The 18,215-nt window shown below is 69.0% G+C and carries 20 protein-coding genes; 10 read left to right on the forward strand and 10 right to left on the reverse strand.

What is annotated here, in order from left to right:
- The first annotated feature begins 49 nt into the window (after positions 1 to 49).
- On the forward strand, positions 50 to 496 hold the full coding sequence (locus BLW75_RS03595) for an Lrp/AsnC family transcriptional regulator (RefSeq protein ID WP_034320558.1): 447 nt from the start codon (positions 50 to 52) through the stop codon (positions 494 to 496).
- Between the two features lie 26 nt (positions 497 to 522).
- On the opposite strand, the gene BLW75_RS03600 is transcribed toward BLW75_RS03595, so the two are convergent.
- Together BLW75_RS03600 and rox are read right to left on the reverse strand one after the other, a co-directional pair.
- Entirely contained in the window at positions 523 to 903 is a 381-nt protein-coding gene (locus BLW75_RS03600) for a VOC family protein (protein WP_034320725.1), read from the reverse strand.
- A 68-nt stretch (positions 904 to 971) separates the two neighbouring features.
- Entirely contained in the window at positions 972 to 2,399 is a 1,428-nt protein-coding gene (rox, locus tag BLW75_RS03605) for a rifampin monooxygenase (protein WP_034320561.1), read from the reverse strand.
- 214 nt (positions 2,400 to 2,613) lie between these two features.
- Between rox and BLW75_RS03610 the strand changes: the two genes are divergently transcribed.
- Both BLW75_RS03610 and BLW75_RS03615 read left to right on the forward strand, forming a co-directional pair.
- Positions 2,614 to 3,288: a TetR/AcrR family transcriptional regulator gene (locus tag BLW75_RS03610; protein ID WP_034320565.1), complete on the forward strand. Its 675-nt coding sequence runs from the start codon at positions 2,614 to 2,616 to the stop codon at positions 3,286 to 3,288.
- The gene (locus tag BLW75_RS03615) at positions 3,285 to 4,415 is read left to right on the forward strand and encodes an FAD-dependent oxidoreductase (RefSeq protein WP_034320569.1); all 1,131 of its coding nucleotides are present in this window, start codon (positions 3,285 to 3,287) and stop codon (positions 4,413 to 4,415) included. Before BLW75_RS03610 ends, BLW75_RS03615 begins: the two co-directional genes overlap by 4 nt.
- Here BLW75_RS03615 and BLW75_RS03620 read toward each other — a convergent pair.
- Entirely contained in the window at positions 4,406 to 4,996 is a 591-nt protein-coding gene (locus BLW75_RS03620) for a CGNR zinc finger domain-containing protein (protein WP_034320571.1), read from the reverse strand. The genes BLW75_RS03615 and BLW75_RS03620 overlap by 10 nt on opposite strands.
- Positions 4,997 to 5,094: 98 nt before the next feature.
- On the opposite strand from BLW75_RS03620, the gene BLW75_RS03625 reads away from it, so the two are divergent.
- The 3 genes from BLW75_RS03625 to BLW75_RS03635 are packed head-to-tail and all read left to right on the forward strand — an operon-like array spanning position 5,095 to position 7,219.
- On the forward strand, positions 5,095 to 5,862 hold the full coding sequence (locus BLW75_RS03625; protein WP_034320573.1) for an MBL fold metallo-hydrolase: 768 nt from the start codon (positions 5,095 to 5,097) through the stop codon (positions 5,860 to 5,862).
- Positions 5,863 to 5,864: 2 nt separating this feature from the next.
- Positions 5,865 to 6,515, forward strand: coding sequence for an ABATE domain-containing protein (locus BLW75_RS42680; protein ID WP_395766702.1), 651 nt, complete (start codon positions 5,865 to 5,867; stop codon positions 6,513 to 6,515).
- Between the two features lie 11 nt (positions 6,516 to 6,526).
- Entirely contained in the window at positions 6,527 to 7,219 is a 693-nt protein-coding gene (locus tag BLW75_RS03635; RefSeq protein ID WP_034320730.1) for a class I SAM-dependent methyltransferase, read from the forward strand.
- An 18-nt stretch (positions 7,220 to 7,237) separates the two neighbouring features.
- Here BLW75_RS03635 and BLW75_RS03640 read toward each other — a convergent pair whose 3' ends face one another.
- Positions 7,238 to 8,197 carry an AraC family transcriptional regulator gene (locus BLW75_RS03640; protein ID WP_034320576.1) on the reverse strand — a complete coding sequence of 320 codons (960 nt, stop codon included), beginning with the start codon at positions 8,195 to 8,197 and terminating at the stop codon, positions 7,238 to 7,240.
- A 93-nt stretch (positions 8,198 to 8,290) separates the two neighbouring features.
- Between BLW75_RS03640 and BLW75_RS03645 the strand changes: the two genes are divergently transcribed.
- Entirely contained in the window at positions 8,291 to 9,196 is a 906-nt protein-coding gene (locus tag BLW75_RS03645) for an NADP-dependent oxidoreductase (RefSeq protein WP_034320580.1), read from the forward strand.
- Between the two features lie 370 nt (positions 9,197 to 9,566).
- Here the strand turns inward: BLW75_RS03645 and BLW75_RS43380 are convergent, their stop codons facing one another.
- The 3 genes from BLW75_RS43380 to BLW75_RS03655 all read right to left on the reverse strand — a co-directional run bounded on the left by BLW75_RS43380 (position 9,567) and on the right by BLW75_RS03655 (position 12,091).
- Positions 9,567 to 9,815 carry a hypothetical protein gene (locus BLW75_RS43380; protein ID WP_241783986.1) on the reverse strand — a complete coding sequence of 83 codons (249 nt, stop codon included), beginning with the start codon at positions 9,813 to 9,815 and terminating at the stop codon, positions 9,567 to 9,569.
- Positions 9,812 to 11,212: a WXG100 family type VII secretion target gene (locus tag BLW75_RS03650; protein ID WP_241783988.1), complete on the reverse strand. Its 1,401-nt coding sequence runs from the start codon at positions 11,210 to 11,212 to the stop codon at positions 9,812 to 9,814. The genes BLW75_RS43380 and BLW75_RS03650 overlap by 4 nt, the downstream gene beginning before the upstream one ends.
- Positions 11,213 to 11,311: 99 nt before the next feature.
- Positions 11,312 to 12,091 (reverse strand): SDR family NAD(P)-dependent oxidoreductase, encoded by a 780-nt coding sequence (locus BLW75_RS03655; protein ID WP_034320583.1) that lies wholly within the window; start codon positions 12,089 to 12,091, stop codon positions 11,312 to 11,314.
- Between the two features lie 85 nt (positions 12,092 to 12,176).
- On the opposite strand from BLW75_RS03655, the gene BLW75_RS03660 reads away from it, so the two are divergent.
- Positions 12,177 to 13,013 (forward strand): helix-turn-helix transcriptional regulator, encoded by an 837-nt coding sequence (locus BLW75_RS03660; RefSeq protein ID WP_034320732.1) that lies wholly within the window; start codon positions 12,177 to 12,179, stop codon positions 13,011 to 13,013.
- On the opposite strand, the gene BLW75_RS03665 is transcribed toward BLW75_RS03660, so the two are convergent.
- A complete protein-coding gene (locus BLW75_RS03665; RefSeq protein WP_241783990.1) occupies positions 12,926 to 14,194 on the reverse strand; it encodes a PucR-like N-terminal domain-containing protein in 1,269 nt (422 codons plus the stop codon). The genes BLW75_RS03660 and BLW75_RS03665 overlap by 88 nt on opposite strands.
- A 152-nt stretch (positions 14,195 to 14,346) precedes the next feature.
- Between BLW75_RS03665 and BLW75_RS03670 the strand changes: the two genes are divergently transcribed.
- Complete coding sequence (locus tag BLW75_RS03670) at positions 14,347 to 15,177, forward strand: SGNH/GDSL hydrolase family protein (RefSeq protein ID WP_034320734.1); 831 nt, start codon at positions 14,347 to 14,349, stop codon at positions 15,175 to 15,177.
- Positions 15,178 to 15,318: 141 nt separating this feature from the next.
- Here BLW75_RS03670 and BLW75_RS03675 read toward each other — a convergent pair whose 3' ends face one another.
- Complete coding sequence (locus tag BLW75_RS03675; RefSeq protein ID WP_034320585.1) at positions 15,319 to 16,458, reverse strand: S8 family peptidase; 1,140 nt, start codon at positions 16,456 to 16,458, stop codon at positions 15,319 to 15,321.
- A gap of 302 nt (positions 16,459 to 16,760) precedes the next feature.
- Between BLW75_RS03675 and BLW75_RS03680 the strand changes: the two genes are divergently transcribed.
- A complete protein-coding gene (locus BLW75_RS03680) occupies positions 16,761 to 17,564 on the forward strand; it encodes a pentapeptide repeat-containing protein (protein WP_034320588.1) in 804 nt (267 codons plus the stop codon).
- A 5-nt stretch (positions 17,565 to 17,569) separates the two neighbouring features.
- On the opposite strand, the gene BLW75_RS03685 is transcribed toward BLW75_RS03680, so the two are convergent.
- On the reverse strand, positions 17,570 to 18,208 hold the full coding sequence (locus BLW75_RS03685) for an SDR family NAD(P)-dependent oxidoreductase (RefSeq protein ID WP_034320590.1): 639 nt from the start codon (positions 18,206 to 18,208) through the stop codon (positions 17,570 to 17,572).
- Positions 18,209 to 18,215 lie beyond the last annotated feature (7 nt).

The raw sequence follows: 18,215 nt of genomic DNA on the forward strand, positions 1-18,215 counted from the left end.
TCCCTGCGTATGACCGTTTCCGCCGTGGATCTGCCGGTATTCTCTCCCGATGGCCGAGACTCTCGACGCGACGGACTGGGCGATCCTAATCGAGCTCCAGAAGGACGGGCGCCTTCCGCTCACCGAGCTGGGGAAGCGGGTGAGCTTGAGCGCGTCGGCGACGACGGAACGGGTCAAGCGGCTGGAGTCTGCCGGGGTGATCACCGGTTATCGCGCCGAGGTCGATCTGGAGAAGGCCGGGTACGTGGTGCTCGCGGTGGTGCGGTTGAAGTACCCGGGCAGCAAGCACGCGCCCTTGCACAAGCTCCTGGCCGAGCGGACCGAGATCCTCGAATGCCTCCGCACGACCGGTGACGACTGCTATTCGCTGAAGATCGCGGCGCCGTCGATGGGGCGGCTGGAGGAGATCGTCAACGAACTCGCGCTCTTCGGCAGCACGAACACCAACATCGTCTACAACCAGACGTTGCCGTACCGGGGACCGCAGGGCCCGTGACCACACCGGCCACGGGCCCTGCGGGATCACGCGGTCTCCCAGAGCCCCATGACATTGCCTTCCGGATCCTTGAAGTAGGCGGCGAAACCCATGTCGCCGACCGCGGTCCGGCCGACGAGGGTCGCGCCGCCTTGCTTCTCGATGATCGCGAGCGTGTCGTCGATGCCTTCGACGTCGAGCACGATCACCGGGCCCGAAGCGGGGCTGAGTTCCTTGGCCAGCATCCCGCCGTTGATGAACCCCGGCTCCTCGGGCATGCCGGTCTCGGCGGTCGGCCCCGAAGCGACCATCGTGTAGTCCATCCCCGGCATGGTGTCGGCCTTCCAGCCGAAGACCTCCCGGTAGAAGCCGCGTGCGCGATCGCCGTCCTCGAACGGAATCTCGAAATGCACCACCCGTCCGGCCATGGTCATCAACTCCTGTCGTGGCAGCGGATTCGGAACGCCCCCAGCCAATATCCGCCGTCCTGGGCGCGCTAGAGGACTTCGCCCTCTCCAAACCACCGTCGCAAGGCATCGACGAGCCCTTGCCGGTCTTCGCCCGCCCACGCCACGTGACCGTCCGGCCGCAGCAGGACGGCAGGTACGTCCAGGTCCTCGCTGACGTCGACGACGTGATCGACCCGATCCGACCAGCCCTGGACCGACAGCGCGCCGGTTTGGTCGAGCAGCAGACCCCGGCCGCCGCGGGTCAGCCCGTAGAGATGTCCCCGTTCGAGCTCCAGGTCCCGCATCCGGCGGCCGAGAAGTTCGTGCCCTTCGCCGAAGTCGTAGCGGATCGCGGTCGCGGTGATCTTCTCGGTCAGGAACCGGCTCACGTCTTCGAACTCCATGAGTTCCGCCAGCAGCCGCCGAACCGCCTGGGAGCCCGGATCGAGTGACATCAGCTGCATCTGCGCGCGGGTGTTGTCCAGCACGGCGGCGGCCACCGGATGCCGTTCGGTGTGGTAGGTGTCCAGCAGGTCCTCCGGCGCCCAGCCGTTGACCGCGGCGGCCAGTTTCCAGCCGAGGTTGAAGGCGTCCTGGACGCCGAGGTTGAGCCCCTGCCCGCCGACCGGCGGATGGATGTGCGCCGCGTCGCCCGCCAGGAACACACGTCCGTCCCGGTAACGCTCCGCCAGGCGGGTGGCGTCGCCGAAGCGGGAGAGCCAGCGCGGTGAGTGCACGCCGAAATCGCTGCCCGCGACGGCTTTGAGCTGCCGTTTGACCTCGTCGAAGGTCGGCGGGATCCGCGGGTCGTCGGCCAGGCCTTCGGCGGGCACACCGACCCGGTAGACCCCGTCGCCGATGGGGGAGAGGCCGAAACGCAACTGGGTCTTGCGGACTTCGGTCATCACGGCGAGCACGGTTTCCCAGTCCTCGGTCACCTCCATCTCGCCCAGCAGGGTCTCGGCGGTGGCGGGTTCTCCGGGGAAACCGATCCCGAGGAGTTTGCGCACCGTGCTGCGCCCGCCGTCGCAGCCGACGAGGTATCGGGCGCGCAACGTCGTGCCGTCGGCCAGTTCGACCTCCACCCCGTCCTCGTCCTGGCTGAGGCCGACCAATTCGCTGCCACGCCGGATCTCGACGCCCATTTCGGCGGCATGGTCGATCAGCAGCCGGTCGGTGACGGTCTGCGGGATGCCGAGGATGTAGGCGTGCGCACTGTCCAGCGGCGGCGCCGATTTCCGGATACCCGCGAAAGAGCCGCCGACCGGGTACTTCGTTCCGTTCTCGAGGAACCGCTCCAGCAGGCCACGCTGGTCCATCACCTCGATGCTGCGCGCGTGCAGACCCATGGAGCGGACGACCTTGGTCTGCTCCAGGTCTTTCTCCACGACGACCACACGGACGCCGTGGAGCCGCAGTTCGGCGCCCAGCATCATGCCGGTCGGTCCGCCGCCCGCGATGATCACGTCGATCAAGAGTTCCCCCGTTTGTCGAGCTCGTGCCGGTACGGCGGGGGATTCTGCGGCATGACCGGGGTCTTGCCGCAAGCCCCAGGGTGCGCTATATGTTGGAAGTGGCAGGGAGAGTCGATCTCTCTGCCGTTGTCATTTCACCCCCGTTTTCCGAAGTGAGCCAGCCGCGACACATACCGAACATGTTCGTAACGAACATGTTCGGTATGATATCCGTATGGCACCCGAGAAGAGCCGCCGGGAACGACCGGCGAAACCCGCGTTGACCCGTGACGGCATCGTCGCCGCGGCGGTCGCGATCCTGCGCGAAGAAGGCCTCCGGAAGGTCACGATGCGCCGTCTGGCACAGGAACTCGACACCGGCGCGGCCTCGCTCTACGTCTACGTCCGCAACACCGCCGAGCTGCACGCGGCGATCCTCGACGAGCTCCTCGGCACGATCCCCGCGCCGGCCCCCGACGGTGACTGGCGTGATCGGCTCGAACGGCTGCTCACGGCCTACACCGCGACGCTGCTCGAATATCCCGGCCTCGCCCTGTCCGCGCTGGTGGCCCGCCCGAGCGGCGAGAACTATCTCGCGCTGTGCGAAAACCTGCTCGCCCTCCTGGCCGAGGGCGACGTGGCGCCCGAGCGGCGCGCGTGGGGGATCGACATCCTCCTGCAGCACGCGACGGCGACCGCGGCCGAGCATGCCGATGAGGAGTCGCCGGAGGAGTGGGACGCGCTGGCCCGCGCAGTGCGGGACGCCGACGAGACGACCCATCCCCAGATCGCCGCCCACGCGGCCGACCTGCTCACCGGAGCGCCCGAGCAGCGGATGTCGTGGGGACTGCGGGTGCTGATCACCGGGATCACCCACACAAACCTCCCCGTCGAAAGGAATCAGGCATGACCACACATCACCCCATCGCGATCATCGGCGCCGGTCTCGGCGGCCTCACCTTGGCCCGCGTCTTGCACGTCAACGGCATCGAGGCCGCGGTCTTCGACCTCGACGCCTCGCCATCCGCGCGCACGCAGGGCGGAATGCTGGACATCCACGCGGACTCCGGGCAGGAGGCACTGCGGGCCGCCGGTCTCCACGACGAATTCCGGGCGATCGTGCATCCCGGCGGCGAGGCCGTGCGCATCCTCGACCAGGACGCGGTCGTGCATCACGAGGAGACCGACGAAGGCGACGGCGGACGCCCGGAAGTGGCCCGGGGCGATCTGCGCGACCTGCTGCTCGGCTCCCTGCCCGAAGGCACCGTGCGCTGGGGCGCCAAGGTCACCGGCGCCCGGCCGCTCGGCGGCAGGCACGAAGTCGTCCTGGCCGACGGCACGACGTTCACCACGGACCTGCTGATCGGTGCCGATGGCGCGTGGTCCAAGGTCCGGCCTCTGGTGTCCGCCGCCGCACCGGCCTACGAGGGCGTCTCCTTCGTCGAAGTGCACCTGAACGACGCCGAGACCCGCCATCCCGCGAGCGCGGCACTCGTCGGCGGCGGCATGTTCTTCGCACTCGGCGCGGGCAAAGGGTTTCTGGCGCATCACGACACCGCCGGCAGCCTCCACGTCTACGTCGCGCTGAAAACCGCCGAAAACTGGATCTCCACCGTCGACTTCGGTGACACCGTCGCCGCGAAAGCGGCCGTCCTGGCCCACTTCGACGGGTGGGCCGCGGGACTACGCGCGCTGGTCACCGACGCCGACGGCGAGCTGATCCCGCGGCCGATCCACGCGCTGCCGATCGGCCACCACTGGGACCGTGTCCCCGGTGTCACCCTGCTCGGGGATGCCGCTCACCTGATGTCACCGTTCGCCGGAGAGGGCGCCAACCTCGCGATGCTCGATGGCGCGGAACTCGGTCTCGCACTCGCCGCGAATCCCAGCGACGTCGAAGCCGCCCTCGGCACGTATGAGGCGGCACTGTTCCCGCGCAGTGAGGCGTCTGCAGCCGAATCCGCCGAAAGCCTCGCCCTCTGCTTCGCCGAAGACTCCCCGAAGCCTTTGCTGGACCAGTTCGCGTCCTACCGCTGACCGGCCGGCTGCGAGCGCCTGGCATAGGCGCGGGCGGCACGAGCCCGGTCGCCGCAGCGCACGGAACACCACTGGCGCCGCCCGTTGCGCAGGAAGAACCGTGTACACGGCGGCGACCCGCAGGCGGCGATCCGCTCCGCGTCCGGACCGGTCAACAGGTCCGCGGCGTTGGCGGCGAGCGTCGCCAGCGCGTGCTCGACGATCTGGGTGATCGGATGCGACGCGGTGCGGTACAACCCGCGGGCGGGGTCCCAGCGCAGGAGTTCCGCGGTGGGCGCCTTGCTCAGCGCTTCGTTGACGGCGTTGAGGGCGCTCTGCGGAGCCGGATCCGAGCACGACCTCGACGCGAGCAACACCCGCACCTGCTCGCGCAACGACCGGACCAGACCCGCGCACATCTCCTGCAGACCGGCGTCGACCGGCGCGAGCCCCTGTTCGGCGAGCCACGCCGTCGCGGCGGCCGGCGTGCCGAGCAAATCGGTGAACTGGCCGCCGGGCAACGCGATGGTGGTATTGGCGAGCGCCAGCGCGACGTACTGCTCGGAGCCCGGCGCCGGGGGAAGGGCAGCGGTGTCGTCCACGCTCTCATCGTAGGTCCTCACGGAATTTGTTGCACTCTTCCGTGATAACTGGCTAGTGTCCTCACGGAAGAAGGAACGTATATCCGTGAGGAGAAGCGATGCATCAGCTCGGCGAACAGCTCTCGGTCCAGGTCACCGGTGGCCCGACCGCCGTGATCGACTACGGCGGCCTGCGGTTCCTGACCGACCCGACCTTCGACGAGCCCGGCCACTACGGGCGGCCCGACGGGAAACCCGGCCTCACCAAGACCGCGCCGGCCTCCGTGAACCCCGCCGATCTCGGCCGCGTCGACGCCGTCCTGCTCTCCCACGACGAGCATCCCGACAACCTCGACCACTCCGGCCGGAAGCTGCTCGCGGACGTCCCCTTGACGCTCACCACGCCCAGCGGGGCGGGCAGGCTGGGCGGCACCGCGAAAGGGCTGGAGACCTGGGAGACGGTCGAGCTCGATCGGCCCGGCGGGGGAGTCGTGACCGTGACCGCCGCGCCCGCGCTCCACGGCCCGGAAGGCTCGGAGAAGGTCACCGGCGATGTCGTCGGCTTCGTGCTCACCGGCGAGGGGCTGCCGACGGTCTACGTCAGTGGCGACAACGCTTCGCTCGACGTCGTCCGGCAGGTCGCCGACCGGTTCGGCCCGATCGACACCGCCGTGCTCTTCGCCGGGGCTCCGCGGCTGAAGCCGATCTTCGACGGCGCCCTGCTCGTCCTCGACAGCGCGCTGGCGGCGGAGGCGACGCGGATTCTCGGTGCCCGCACGGTCGTCCCCGTGCACATCGACAGCTGGGGCCACTTCACCGAAGGCCGCGACGACCTGGTCGCCGCGTTCACCGCGGCCGGACTGGCCGATCGGCTGCGGCTGGGCTGAGCTTGATCGTCTACGTTCGGAGGCACACCGACGAGACGAGGAGCATCGCCATTCCCGCCACCACGCTGAGCATTCCCACGCCGGACGGCCAGTCCGACGCCTTCGCCGCCTTCCCCGGCGGCGGCGGAACGCATCCGGGTGTCCTCCTGTACCCGGACGCGTTCGGGCCACGGCCCGTCCTGTGGGACATGGCCCGCGAACTGGCCGGACACGGCTACTACGTACTCGTCCCGAACGTCTTCCACCGGCACCGCCCCGCGCCCGTTTTCGACCTCGACCTCGCGCGTGAGCTGAGGGAAGCGATTCACGCCGCCGCGACAGCGACCGCACTCCAGGACGCGCTTCCCGCATCCGCCGTCCAGGTCATCAACGAGTGCAGCGCCCGGGGACAGGCCACGGCCCTCTTGACGCCCGAGAGCGAGCGGCGATGGCGGGTTTCCGGAGTGGAAGACGCCCTCGGCGTGATCGCCGCCGACGCGATCAGCCTCGTCGCGGGCGAACGGGACGGGAAATTCGCCTTGTGCGCGTCGCCGACCTGCCGGGCCGCCTTCTTCGACGCCAGCCAAAGCCGCACCCGCAGATGGTGCGACATGAACACGTGCGGGAACCGCCAGAAGAAAGCGCGGTTCAACGCCAACCGTAAGAGCCGGTGAAAGGCATCGCGATGGAGAACGACTACGACGGTTTCGCCGAGGCATACGCGGCCGAAACCGAGAACAGCCTGATCAACGCCTACTACACGCGGCCCGCGATCCTGCACCTCGCCGGCGACGTGACCGGCAGGCGGATCCTCGACGCCGGCTGCGGCGCAGGCCCCCTGTTCGAGGCACTGCGCGAGCGGGGCGCCATCGTGACCGGTTTCGACGCCAGCGCCAAGATGGTGGAGCAGGCCCGGAAACGACTCGGAGAAGACGCCGCCCTCCAGGTCGCCGACATCGGCGCCCCGCTGCCCTTTCCCGACGGCGCGTTCGATGACGTCGTCGCGGCCCTCGTGCTGCACTACCTCGAAGACTGGTCCGCACCGCTGGCCGAGATCCGGCGCGTGCTGCAACCCGGCGGCAGGCTGATCATGGCCGTCAACCACCCGCTTCTCTTCAAACTCGTCCATCCCGGCGCCGACTACTTCGAGACCGCCAAGTGGTCCGACGAGTACACCTTCAACGGCCGGAAAGCCGTGCTGACGTACTGGCATCGGCCCCTGCACGCGATGACCGACGCGTTCACCGCGGCTGGCTTCCGGACCGCCGTCATCAGCGAGCCCCACCCCGCACCGGGCGCGCATGAGCGCTTCCCCGACGAACTCGCGGGCAAGACCGCCTTCTTGAGCTTCCTGTTCTTCGTCCTCGAGGCCGTCTAAGCCAGCCGGCGACTCTGCTCAAGGCCCTCGACGAACTGCGCGCCACGAGCGCGTCTCCGGGCTGAGAGGAAACGACCGCCGGTACCTGCCGGGCGGGATCTCGTACTGGCGTTTGAACGCCACGGCGAGAGCGAATTCCGACTGGTAGCCGACGGAATCGGCGATGGAGCTGAGCGGCGCGTCGGACTCGCGCAGCAGCCGGGCCGCCGTGGTCATGCGCCACCAGGTCAGGTAGCGCATCGGTGGTCTGCCGACCGATTCGGTGAACTTCTTGGCGAACGGGGCCCTGGACAGACCCGCGAGCGCGGCGAGCGATGCGACCGTCCACGGGTGCGCCGGTTTCCGGTGGATGGCGTGCAGCGCGGCCGCGACGCCCGGATCCCGCAACGCCGTCGCCCAACCGGTGTCAGGCCCGGTCCTGGCGCCGTCGAACCAGGCTCGCAAGGCGTAGAGCAGCAGCATGTCCAGGAGTGCGGGAATGGCGGCGTCCGTTCCGAGCCGCGGCCGCGTCGATTCGGCGTCGAGCATGTCCACGACGGTCCTCAGTTCGCCGAGACCGTCGGCGAGGGTATCGAGGTGGATGACCTCGGGTAGGTCCTGCAGCAACGGGTGCCGGCCCTCGGGTGCGAGTTCGTAGGCGCCGCACAGGGTGACGGTGGAAGGTTCCGGCGTGTCAGCGAGCGCGAGGGGATGGTCCTCGGCGGTCGGATCGCAAGGCCGCGCGGTCGGCGGCGTGGCCGGGCTGTCCGCCAGTACATGCCCTCGTCCGTGCGGCAGGAGCACGACGTCACCCGCGACAAGCCGCACCGGCTCGGCACCGGCCGGGACGAGGACGCAACTGCCTCTCACCACGACACGGAAGCCGACGGCGCCGGGCACCGGAGAGAACTGTTGCGCCCAGGGGCCCTGCCACGCCACGAGAGCAGACCTCGGACGGCCGGTGCGTACCACCGACAGCACGTCGCTCAGCACGTCCATCGGGGCGACCTTACGTGTTCGGAGACGATCGCGAAGGAAATAGGCGGGTTTGGCACATGGTTCGTCTCTCCAGGCGTCCCTACGGTCGAGAACATGAAAGCCGCACGGATCCATCAGCACGGAGACGCGACCGTCATCCGCATCGAGGAGATCGCGCGGCCCGTCCCCGCGGTGGGCGAGGTGCTGATCGAGGTCGCCGCCACCTCCTTCAATCCCACCGAGGCGGCCCTGCGCTCCGGCGCGCTCCGCGACCTGGTGCCCGTGACTCTGCCGCTCACCCTGGGCTGGGATGTCGCCGGCACGATCGTCGAACTCGGCGAAGGAGTGCGCACGCACGCGGTCGGCGACCAGGTCATCGGCTGGATCGACGGTGCGGCCGCGGAGTTCGCCGTTGCCGACGCCGCGACGCTGGTCGCCGCGCCCACCGCCATCCCTCTCGCCGACGCGGCCGCCCTGCCGCTCGCCGGGTTGACAGCGTGGCAGGCGGTCGAGCGCGCACGCCTCGTGCCGGGTGAGCGGCTTCTGGTCAACGGCGCGGGCGGCGGCATCGGCGGCTTCGTCGTCCAACTCGCGAAACGGGCCGGCGCGCACGTGATCGCCACTGCCAGTCCGCGCAGCAGGGGAGCGGTCCTGCGGTATGGCGCGGATCTGGTCGTCGACTACACCACCTCGTCGCTCGGGGACGCGCTCGACGGTCAGGTCGATGTCGTCCTGAACCTCGTCGGTCTCGACGAGCCGCGAAGCGCGGCGTTGGCCGCGCTCGTCCGGCGCGATGGTCGCATCGTCTCGGTCACCAACGAGATCAAGGCGCCGATCGCCACACGTGTCGTCGCCCGTAATGACTCCGCCCAGCTCGCCGAACTGGTGGCCTTGGCCGACAGCGGCACGATCACGGTCGAGGTGAGCGAACGACACCTGCTCAGCGCGCTCTCCACCCTTCACCGCAGAAGCGAAGCGGGCGGCATCCACGGCAAGGTCATCATTCTGCCAGTGGCTTGACCTGGCAAAACGCTCTCAGATCGCCGCTGAGCGCCTAATCGGGACCGCCTGGTGTCTTCGCCCCGGCTCCTGCGAGTCGTTCGACAGTGTATTTCGCGCTCTTTTCAGGACCACTCAGTCATAAGGGGCATTATCACAGTGTATCGATCTTGCCAGAGTATCGCGTGTAGATGGCGCGAAACCAGTTAAGCGTATCGCGTAAACGGTCAAAACGGACAGGAATTTGAGGCTGTGGAGAGAAAAGAGGCGCCGATGGGCGGAGTAGAAAGCGGGAAGCTCGATGAAGGGCGCGCGGGCACTGCGGCGACTCCCTGAGTGCCCTCCAGACGAAAGGATCGACACACCCGTCGGCTGAAGCGAAACGCCCGGTTCAGGGAAGGATGCTCCCGAGCTTGTCCAGCCCCTCGCGGATCCCGTCCTCGATGCGCCGATACGTGTCCGCGCTCGTGACCAGGCTGTCGGCAATGCCACCGACCGTGTCCACACCCACTGTCAGCCGATCCCCTGCGGCGCTGATGTGCTTGGTCAGCGCGTCGCTGAAGGTGGCGGCCGCGGGAACTTCGCCGAACAGGTGCGACACCAGTTGCAGCCGTGACGTCGCGCCGGCCGCGGCGCTCAACGTCGACGTCGCCCTGTCCAGGACACCCGCGGCACCGACCAGCGAATCGGGATCGGTTTCGTACCCTGCCTCGACGGGGAGAGCGCGCCGTCCGGGTCGAGCCCCAGCTCCTCCAACGAGATCCTCGTCAGCTCGGGCTCGTCCCACTTCGAACCCGGGTTCTTCTGGTAGCCGTAGGCGCCGGATTCGTGCGCCAGCACGATTTCCCCGTCGATCTCGACGGCTTCCTCGACACCGTGCGAGTCGTAGCCGTCTTCGTTGCCCGGCTCGCCGCCCCTCAGCTCGATCTCCTCGCGATCGTTGAAGTCGTACCACTCCGGCGTCCGGTCCTGCCGGTAGAACCTGCCGCTGTGCCCATCGGAGGAGGAGAAGATGAATTCGTCGTCGCGGACCACGACACCCTGGACGTTGTTCGGAGTCTCGATCGGATCTCCGGCCTTGTCCGGCTGGGGTGAGCCGTCCGGGCCGAGCGGGACTTCGTAGAGCCGGTTGTTCCCGTAGTCGCCCACGAAGAGCTTGCCCTGGGCGTAGGTGACGTAGCTGTGGGCGGGCGTCGGGACCACGTCGATGGCGTCGACGGGTTTGCCGCTGTTCTGCGCGGCGTCGAGTTCGGCCTTGTCGTAGACGTACACGTATCCGTTGGACGACACCCAGGCGTGCTTGCCGTCCGTCGCGACACCACCGGTGTGGGTGGGTGCGCCGACGTCGCCGTTGCCGTTCAGGTAGACGTTTCCCGTCTCTACGCCGGTCTCGTAGTCGACGTAGGTCAGCCTGCTCGGGGTCAGCCCTGGCCCGATCGGGTTGTCGCCGGAGCCGTCCCCGTCACCGTCGTGGTACGAGCCCACGAGCAGGTTCTCACTGTCGTAGGCCAAGCCCTGGGAGGTCCACGGCTCGCCTGGGTCGACGCCGCTGATGTCGGCGTTGCCCTCGCTGTCCCAGCCTTCACCGCCGCCGTCGGTCGTGGCCGCCAGCGCGGTGAGCCTGCTTTCGTAGGTCTGCTGGGCCACGGTCAGCGCTCGGATGGTCTTCATCGCGATTTCCGGTGCTTCGACCAGGTCGCTCAGGCCGAGCTTGCGCCATGGTGTGATGGCGGCGTCGGCTGCCGACCGCAGGGCGGTGTACGCCCCCGCGGCGCCTTTGACGGCTGCCTCCGCGGTCTGGAGCTGGGCGTACACCTCGGCGACGGCTCGTGAGGACGCTTTCGCCTTACCGACGAACTCGGCCGCCGCCGTGCCACGCCATGACCGTGCAGCTCGTAGCGCGCCGTCGGAGATCCCGTCCGCGACCGTCTGCAACGACGCCTTGGTGTCGGCGATGGTGGCGCCGACCTCGGCGATACCCGCCGCGTCGCCCGAGGTGAGTTTGGCGTAGAGCGGTTCGGGATCCAGGAACGGCATCGGCTTCTCCTCGGGCAACCCCCGGTCGGGGTGGGTCGTGCGCGTTCAGACGCCTACAGGCCGACACCGGTTCCCGCACCTCACCCACCCCGCCACCGCTCAGGCCAGCATGCCGCCGTCCACCCGCAGGACCGTGCCGGTCACGTATGAGGCGCGGTCACTCAGCAGCCACGCGGCGGCCTCGGCGACCTCCTCGGGTTCGGCCACCCTGCCCAACGGGGTACGCGCGTTGAGCTGTTCGAGGATGCCCGGGGAACTTTCGACCCACTCGTTGAACATCTCGGTCAGCGTCGTGCCGGGGGCGACGGCGTTGATGCGGATCCCTTCCGGGCCGTAGGTGGTGGCCGCGGAGGCCGTGAGGCTGTTGACGCCTCGTTTCATCGCCCCGTAGGCCGGGAGTTCGGGATTGGACATCAGGCTGCCGACGCTGGTGTTGTTGACGATGGCCCCGGTCTTCGCGGTGGCCCGGATCGCCTCGATCTCGGCGAGCATCGCCAGCCACGGGCCCTTGAGGTTCACCGTGTAGATATGGTCGAAATCGGCCTCGGTCACCTGGTCCATCGGGCCCGGCGGCACGTTCGTCGCGCCGTTGTTGAACGCGATGTCGAGCCTGCCGTGCAGTTCCACGGCACGGCCGACGGCCGCGCGGATGCTCGACGCGTCGCCGAGGTCGCACACCACGTGATCCGCGACGCCGCCGTCGGCGCGGATCTCCTCGGCCACGGTCTTGAGCTGGAACTCTGTGCGAGCCGCGAGGACGACGCGAGCGCCTTCCCTGGCGAACAGCCGCGCGGCGGCGGCACCGATACCGCGGCCGGCGCCGGTGATGAAGGCGACCTTGCCGTCGAGCAGGCCCGGAACAGTCGTTGTAGTGGTCATGGCACCGAGCGTTCCTCCGCCGTCAGCGCCTAGCCAGGCACCGGCGATACCTGGCTGACGTACCGGCATCGTCCACACTGGAGTGGTGGACAGACGACAACTCGCGGACTTCCTGCGCACCAGGCGCGAGCGGATCACTCCCGCGGACGTCGGCCTCCCCGCCGGGCACCGTCGCCGTACTCCCGGACTGCGGCGTGAGGAGGTGGCGCAGCTGGCGTTCATCTCGACCGAGTACTACACCCGGCTGGAGCAGGCCCGCGGCCCAAGGCCTTCTCGCGAGGTGCTGGCCGGGCTGACCAGGGCCCTCCGGTTGTCCGATGTGGAACGCGATCACCTGCACCACCTCGCCGGTGCGCCGCCGGGACCACCACCCGGCCCGTCCCGAGAGGTCCGGCCGAGCATTCTCGCGCTGTTGCACCGGCTTCCGCAGGCGGCGGCGATCGTGCTGTCGGCGACCTACGACGTACTCGCCTGGAACGACCTCGCCGCCGCGTTGATGGAGGACTTCTCCGCCCTGCCGCCACGGGACCGCAACCTCGTGCGCCGCGCCTTCCTCGGGCGGCGGCTTTACGGGGCGTCCGATGTGGACGAGTTCTCCGCGAGCGCGGTCCGCAATCTTCGGGCCGCCGCGGGCCGCTATCCCGACGATCCCGAGGTCGCCGGGCTGATCCGGGAACTACTCGACGGCAGCGAGGAGTTCGCCCGCCTGTGGGCCGCGCACGACGTGTGCGCCGCGCCCACCCCGTGCAAGACCTTCCGGCATCCGGTGGTCGGCCCGGTCAGCGTGAACTGCGACGTCCTCGACATCACCGACCGCGACCAGCAGGTCGTGATCTACACCGCCGACCCCGGAACGCCGTCGGAGAACGCGTTACGCCTGCTGTCCGTCGTCGGGACGCAGCGGATGGACTCCCCGCTCTGACCGTTTGTAGGTTCCCTCGATACGAGTGGATCGATCCTCAGCGCGATCGCCAGCGCGAACCGCCCGGCGGGATCGTCGATCGTTCCGCCGAAGAGCGTCCGCAGCTGCCGGATCCGGTACCGGACGGTCTGGACGTGGACGTGGAGTTCGACGCCGATCGCCTGCGGCTGGTCGGGCCGGGCGAGCCACGCCGCGAGGGTCGTGGTGAGCCGTTGCCTCGCCGGTTCCGGCAGACCGGCCAACGGCGCGAGGGCGCCCTTCGCGAACTCGGCGGCGAGTTCGGGATCGGCGGTCAGCAGCAGATCGATACGGTGGTCGACGGTGTGGACGAGGGGACTGTCGCCGAGCGCGCCGGTGCGGGTCAGCCGCCACAGCGCGCTCGCCCGACGGGCGCTGAGCGCGGCCGAGCGAAGCGGCACGACCGGGCCGACCCCGGCCTGGTCGTCCCGGAGCAGGTCCCGCAAGCGGCCGAGGTACCACTCGAGCCGGTCGGCGGGCATGACCACCGCGGTCAGGTCGTGGTGACGGCCGATCAGCACCCGGCCCGGCATCCGGTCCAGCAGCTGCGGCGCGACATCGGCGCTGGTGACGGCGATGACAAGCCTGTCGGGCAGCGCCCAAGCGGCTTGGTTCGCGGCGTCGTCGAGCTGGTCGCGGGTGGCGGCCGGTTCGGCGAGCAGGAGACCGAGGAGCCGGTCGCGTCGCGCTTGTCCGGCCCGCGCCGCTTGTGACCGTGCTTCGGCGTACCCGTCTGCGGCCGCCGCCGAGAGTTCCGCGATGAACGCGAACAGCGCTTCGCCGAGTTCGACGATCGCCTGTGTCGGCAGATCCACGACCGGTGCCGCCGAGGTGAGCTGCCGCCACACACCCAGCGCCGCCGATTGGTAGAAGCCGAGCATCTCTTCGAGGCTGCGACCCGCGGTGTGCTGGGCCCGGCCCTGCGCCCGGTAGACCTCCCGATCGGTGGTGATGTCGGGATGACCGATCTCGCTGAAGAACGCGTGCAAGGCGACGTCGAGGGTGACCTGGAGGTTCGCGGCCGTCCGGTCGTCCAGTGGGTTCCGCAGTCCGGCGCGGACCTGGTCCATCGCGGCGGACGCGATCGCGGCGGTGTCCGGCTCCAGCCGTGTCAGCACTGAAGCGTCCAGCCTGCGCCAGGGCTGTACCGACGCCTTTGTCATAGAGGGAACCTACAAAACCCCGATCAAGAACGCGCGCCTCCGTTCTAGTGGTCTTCCGCTGCTCAGCGGACGCTGATCGCGGCATTCGACGACGCATGCAGGAGGCGGCAGTGACACGTACGCGCTGGGGAAGACTCGCCCGGATCGCCGCGGTGGCGGGCACCGCACTGACCTTCGTCGGCATCGGGACACCGGCCCTCGCCACGGCGGAACGGCAGGTGTACGTCGCGATGGGCGACTCGTTCTCGGCGGGCTCGGTGGTCCTGCCGCAATCCGATCTGCTCACCTGCGCCCGGTCGGCGATCAACTACGCCGGGCTGCTGGCGAAGCAACTCGACGTGGACGAACTGCGTGATGTCACCTGCGGCGCGGCGACCACGTCCCATTTCACCAACCCGCAGAAGGGCATCGTCTCCGGCACCAACCCGCCGCAGTACGACGCGCTCTCGGCCGACACGACGCTGGTGACCGTCGGGATCGGCGGTAACGACGTCGGCCTGGTCGGGCTCGCGACGTCGTGCGTGAATCTGCTTCCGGTGGGCACTTCGTGCAAGGCGGCCAACACCACGGGCGGTGTGGACAAGTACGCCGCCAAGATCGACGCCTTCGCCGCGACCTACGGCACGGTCATCGAGCAGATCCGTCTGCGCGCTCCGCGGGCCGAGATCGTCATGGTGGGCTACCCGACCGGGATCAAGCCGGGTGGATGCTGGCCGCTCGTCCCGGTGCTGCCGCAGGACGCCGACTACATCCAGGCCAACATCGACCGGCTCAACGCGCGGATGGCCGAACAGTCCGCCGCGCACGGCGCGAAGTACGTCGACATCCGGACGCCGAGCATCGGTCACGACGCCTGCCAGCCGATCGGCGTCAAGTGGATCGAGGGGCTCATCCCGTCGGTGGTGAACAACAGCTTCGCTCCGCTGCACCCGAACGCCGCCGGGCTCGCCGCCGTGGTGCCGAGCATCCGGAAGGTGCTGTAGCGCAACACCTCGCGCGTGTTCGTGCGCTGGCTGAGAGTCCGTGAAGGGCAAGTACATGAAGGCCCCCTTCCTTGCGCCAGGCGCAAGGAAGGGGGCCTTCATGTACTTCAGGCGGGCAGCAACCGTCAGATCACGAGGTGATCAGGCGGTCGGCGCCCAGTACAGGAGCCGGTTCGGGGAACCGGAGCCCGGGTTGGTCACCTTGCCGGGGGTGGCCGCGTTGATCAGCGCGGTGGCCACCTGCGCGGGTGTGGCGGTCTTGTTGTTCTGCAGGAACCGGGCGGCGACGCCGACCACGTGCGGGGTCGCCATCGAGGTGCCGCTGATGGTCTTCGTCGCGGTGTCGTTGGTGTTCCACGCCGAGGTGATGTTCGTTCCCGGCGCGAAGATGTCCACGTCGCTGCCGTAGTTAGAGAAGCTGGAGCGCGCGTCGGTTTCGGTGGCCGAGCCGACGGTGATCGCCTGGGTCACGCGGGCGGGGGAGAAGCCCGAGGCGTTCGAGTTGGAATTCCCGGCGGCCACGCCGTAGGTGACGCCCGCGGCGATCGACCGGCGGACGGCGTCGTCGAGCGTGCTGGAGGCGCCGCCACCGAGGCTCATGTTGGCCGCGGCCGGTTTGACGTGGTTCTTGGTGACCCAGTCGATGCCGGCGATGACTCCGGCGGTGGTACCGCTGCCGGAGTTGTTGAGCACGCGGACGCCGTAGACGGTGGCGCCCTTGGCGATGCCGTACTGCGATCCGGCGATGGTGCCGGCGACGTGGGTGCCGTGGCCGTTGCCGTCCTGGGCGACGGCGTCGTTGTCGACGAAGTCGTAGCCGTTGCGGGCGCGGCCGCCGAAGGTCTGGTGGCTGATCCGCAAGCCCGTGTCGATGACGTAGACGTTCACGCCCGCGCCGGTGCTGGTGTAGCTGTACTTCTTGTCGAGCGGCAAGTTGCGCTGGTCGACGCGGTCGAGGCCCCAGGACGGCGGGTTGGTCTGGGTCGCGTCCGCGCGGACCACCTGGTTCTGCTCGACGGACGCCACCGACGGGTCGGCGGCGAGCCGCTTGGCCTGCCGCTCCGACAGCGTCGCGGAGAAGCCCTTGAGCGAGCTGCTGTAGACCTGCTCGACCTTCGCGCCGAAGCGGTTCGCCAGCGCGTCGACGACGCCGGTGTCCTTCAGCGTGACGATGTAGCTGTTCGGGATCGCTTCGGCGGATCCCGCGGCGAGAATTCGTCCTTCGGCGGCGTGGGCGGGAGCGGCGGTCACGCTGATCGCCACCGCGACCGCGCTCGCCATTCCGGCACGCGACAGCCAACGCGTTTGTCTCGTCTCTCGCATGTGTTCGTCCTGTCGTTCGCAGGGGACCGGCCGGTCAGGACCACAGCGGCGGAAAGCGGTCCGGCACGACCGCATGGGACGGCACCTGCCGGATCCCACGAGGGTCGAGGCTATTGAGCGGCCGAGATGTCCGAATCGACTGAACGGGGCAGCACCCGACCTTCGTCTGGCGGCCATTGGCGGCGGGTGCCCTGTACGGAAAGTGCTCTCCGTACCCTGTGGCTGGAACACCTTGCCGATCATCTGGAGCCCGAACCACCGTGCCAGCCCCTTCCAGCCTGCGAGCCGACTGCGAGAACTGCTTCGGCCTGTGCTGTGTCGTCCCGGCCTTCGCCGCGTCGGCCGATTTCGCGATCACCAAACCGGCCGGTCAGGCGTGTCCGAACCTGCGCGAGGATTCCCGGTGCGGCATCCACGACAAGCTCCGCAAGAAGGGCTTCACCGGCTGCACGGTCTATGACTGCTTCGGCGCGGGGCAGAAGGTCTCCCAGGGCACCTTCGACGGCGAGGACTGGCGGAAGGCGCCGAAGACGGCGCGATCGATGTTCGCGGTCTTCCCGGTCATGCGGGATCTGCAGGAACTGCTCTACTACCTCACCGAGGCGGCGGCACTGCCGACGTCCGCGTCCATCCGCGACGACCTTGCCGAGATGATCGACCGGACCGAACGGATGACGCTGGACACGCCCGGCGTGCTGAGGAAGCTGGACGTCCCCACGCATCGGGTCGCGGTGAACAGGCTGCTGGTGCGCGCCAGCGAGCTTGCTCGCGCCGCCGTGCCGGGCAAGAAGAAGGACCGGCGCGGTGCCGACCTCATCGGCGCGAAACTCAAGGGGGCGAACCTGCGCGGGGCGCTGCTGCGTGGGGCGTACCTGATCGGCGCGGACCTGCGGGGAGCCGATCTCCGGCAGGCCGACGTCACCGGCGCGGACCTGCGCGACGCCGATGTCCGCGGCGCGGATTTCCGTGACGCGCTCTTCCTCATCCAGTCGCAACTGGACGCGGCGAAGGGCGACGCGACGACGAAGCTGCCGGAGTCGCTCGCCCATCCCGCGCACTGGTGAGTTCTCTATCCTTTGTGGACGATCTCCCGAGTCCAGTCCGCTCGGGGCTGGGTGTGCAGCCGCCAGTAGTGCTCGGCGATGTCGTCAGGGTCGAAGGGCGTGCCTTTCGCGACCGGTCCGGCGACGGTGACCGTGGCGACATGCACTCCTGACGGGCCGAACTGTGTGTCGAGCAGGGAAACCAGTGCTCTCACGCCTGCTTTCCCGAGCGAGAGGCTCGTGTAGGCGGGGACGGCTTCGGGCATCCCGCCGGTCACGATGATCGTGCCCGAACCGCGTTGGGCCATCCGCGGCGCGACATGGGCGGCGGCGGTGATCGCGCCGACGACGTTGACCGACCACGCCGCGAGATGCCGTTCGACGGACAGCTCCCCGGGGGCGTCGGCCTGGATGATCGCGGCGTTGTAGACCACGACGTCGGGCTCGCCGTGCTCACGGACGGAGATGTCGAGAGCGGTCTTGAGGGCTTTTTCGTCGGTGACGTCGGCGGTGAGCGCGAGCGCGGTGCCGATCTCTGCGGCCAGTGGGGTGATGGTCTCCGTGGTGCGGGCGATGAGGGTGACCGGTAGCCCTTCCCTCGCGAACCGGTGGGCGACCGACCGGCCGATACCCGGTCCCGCGCCGATGACCACTGCGCCTGCCATGTCTTCT

Source organism: Amycolatopsis lurida, assembly GCF_900105055.1.
In the GTDB taxonomy this organism is placed as follows: Bacteria; Actinomycetota; Actinomycetes; order Mycobacteriales; family Pseudonocardiaceae; genus Amycolatopsis; species Amycolatopsis lurida.

Coding starts and splice junctions, on each gene's coding strand:
- BLW75_RS03595 (WP_034320558.1), top strand. CDS start 50: ATGGCCGAGACTCTCGACGCGACGGACTGGGCGATCCTAATCGAGCTC.
- BLW75_RS03600 (WP_034320725.1), bottom strand. CDS start 903: ATGGCCGGACGGGTGGTGCATTTCGAGATTCCGTTCGAGGACGGCGAT.
- BLW75_RS03610 (WP_034320565.1), top strand. CDS start 2,614: ATGGCACCCGAGAAGAGCCGCCGGGAACGACCGGCGAAACCCGCGTTG.
- BLW75_RS03615 (WP_034320569.1), top strand. CDS start 3,285: ATGACCACACATCACCCCATCGCGATCATCGGCGCCGGTCTCGGCGGC.
- BLW75_RS03625 (WP_034320573.1), top strand. CDS start 5,095: ATGCATCAGCTCGGCGAACAGCTCTCGGTCCAGGTCACCGGTGGCCCG.
- BLW75_RS03635 (WP_034320730.1), top strand. CDS start 6,527: ATGGAGAACGACTACGACGGTTTCGCCGAGGCATACGCGGCCGAAACC.
- BLW75_RS03640 (WP_034320576.1), bottom strand. CDS start 8,197: ATGGACGTGCTGAGCGACGTGCTGTCGGTGGTACGCACCGGCCGTCCG.
- BLW75_RS03645 (WP_034320580.1), top strand. CDS start 8,291: ATGAAAGCCGCACGGATCCATCAGCACGGAGACGCGACCGTCATCCGC.
- BLW75_RS03650 (WP_241783988.1), bottom strand. CDS start 11,212: ATGCCGTTCCTGGATCCCGAACCGCTCTACGCCAAACTCACCTCGGGC.
- BLW75_RS03655 (WP_034320583.1), bottom strand. CDS start 12,091: ATGACCACTACAACGACTGTTCCGGGCCTGCTCGACGGCAAGGTCGCC.
- BLW75_RS03665 (WP_241783990.1), bottom strand. CDS start 14,194: ATGACAAAGGCGTCGGTACAGCCCTGGCGCAGGCTGGACGCTTCAGTG.
- BLW75_RS03675 (WP_034320585.1), bottom strand. CDS start 16,458: ATGGCGAGCGCGGTCGCGGTGGCGATCAGCGTGACCGCCGCTCCCGCC.
- BLW75_RS03685 (WP_034320590.1), bottom strand. CDS start 18,208: ATGGCAGGCGCAGTGGTCATCGGCGCGGGACCGGGTATCGGCCGGTCG.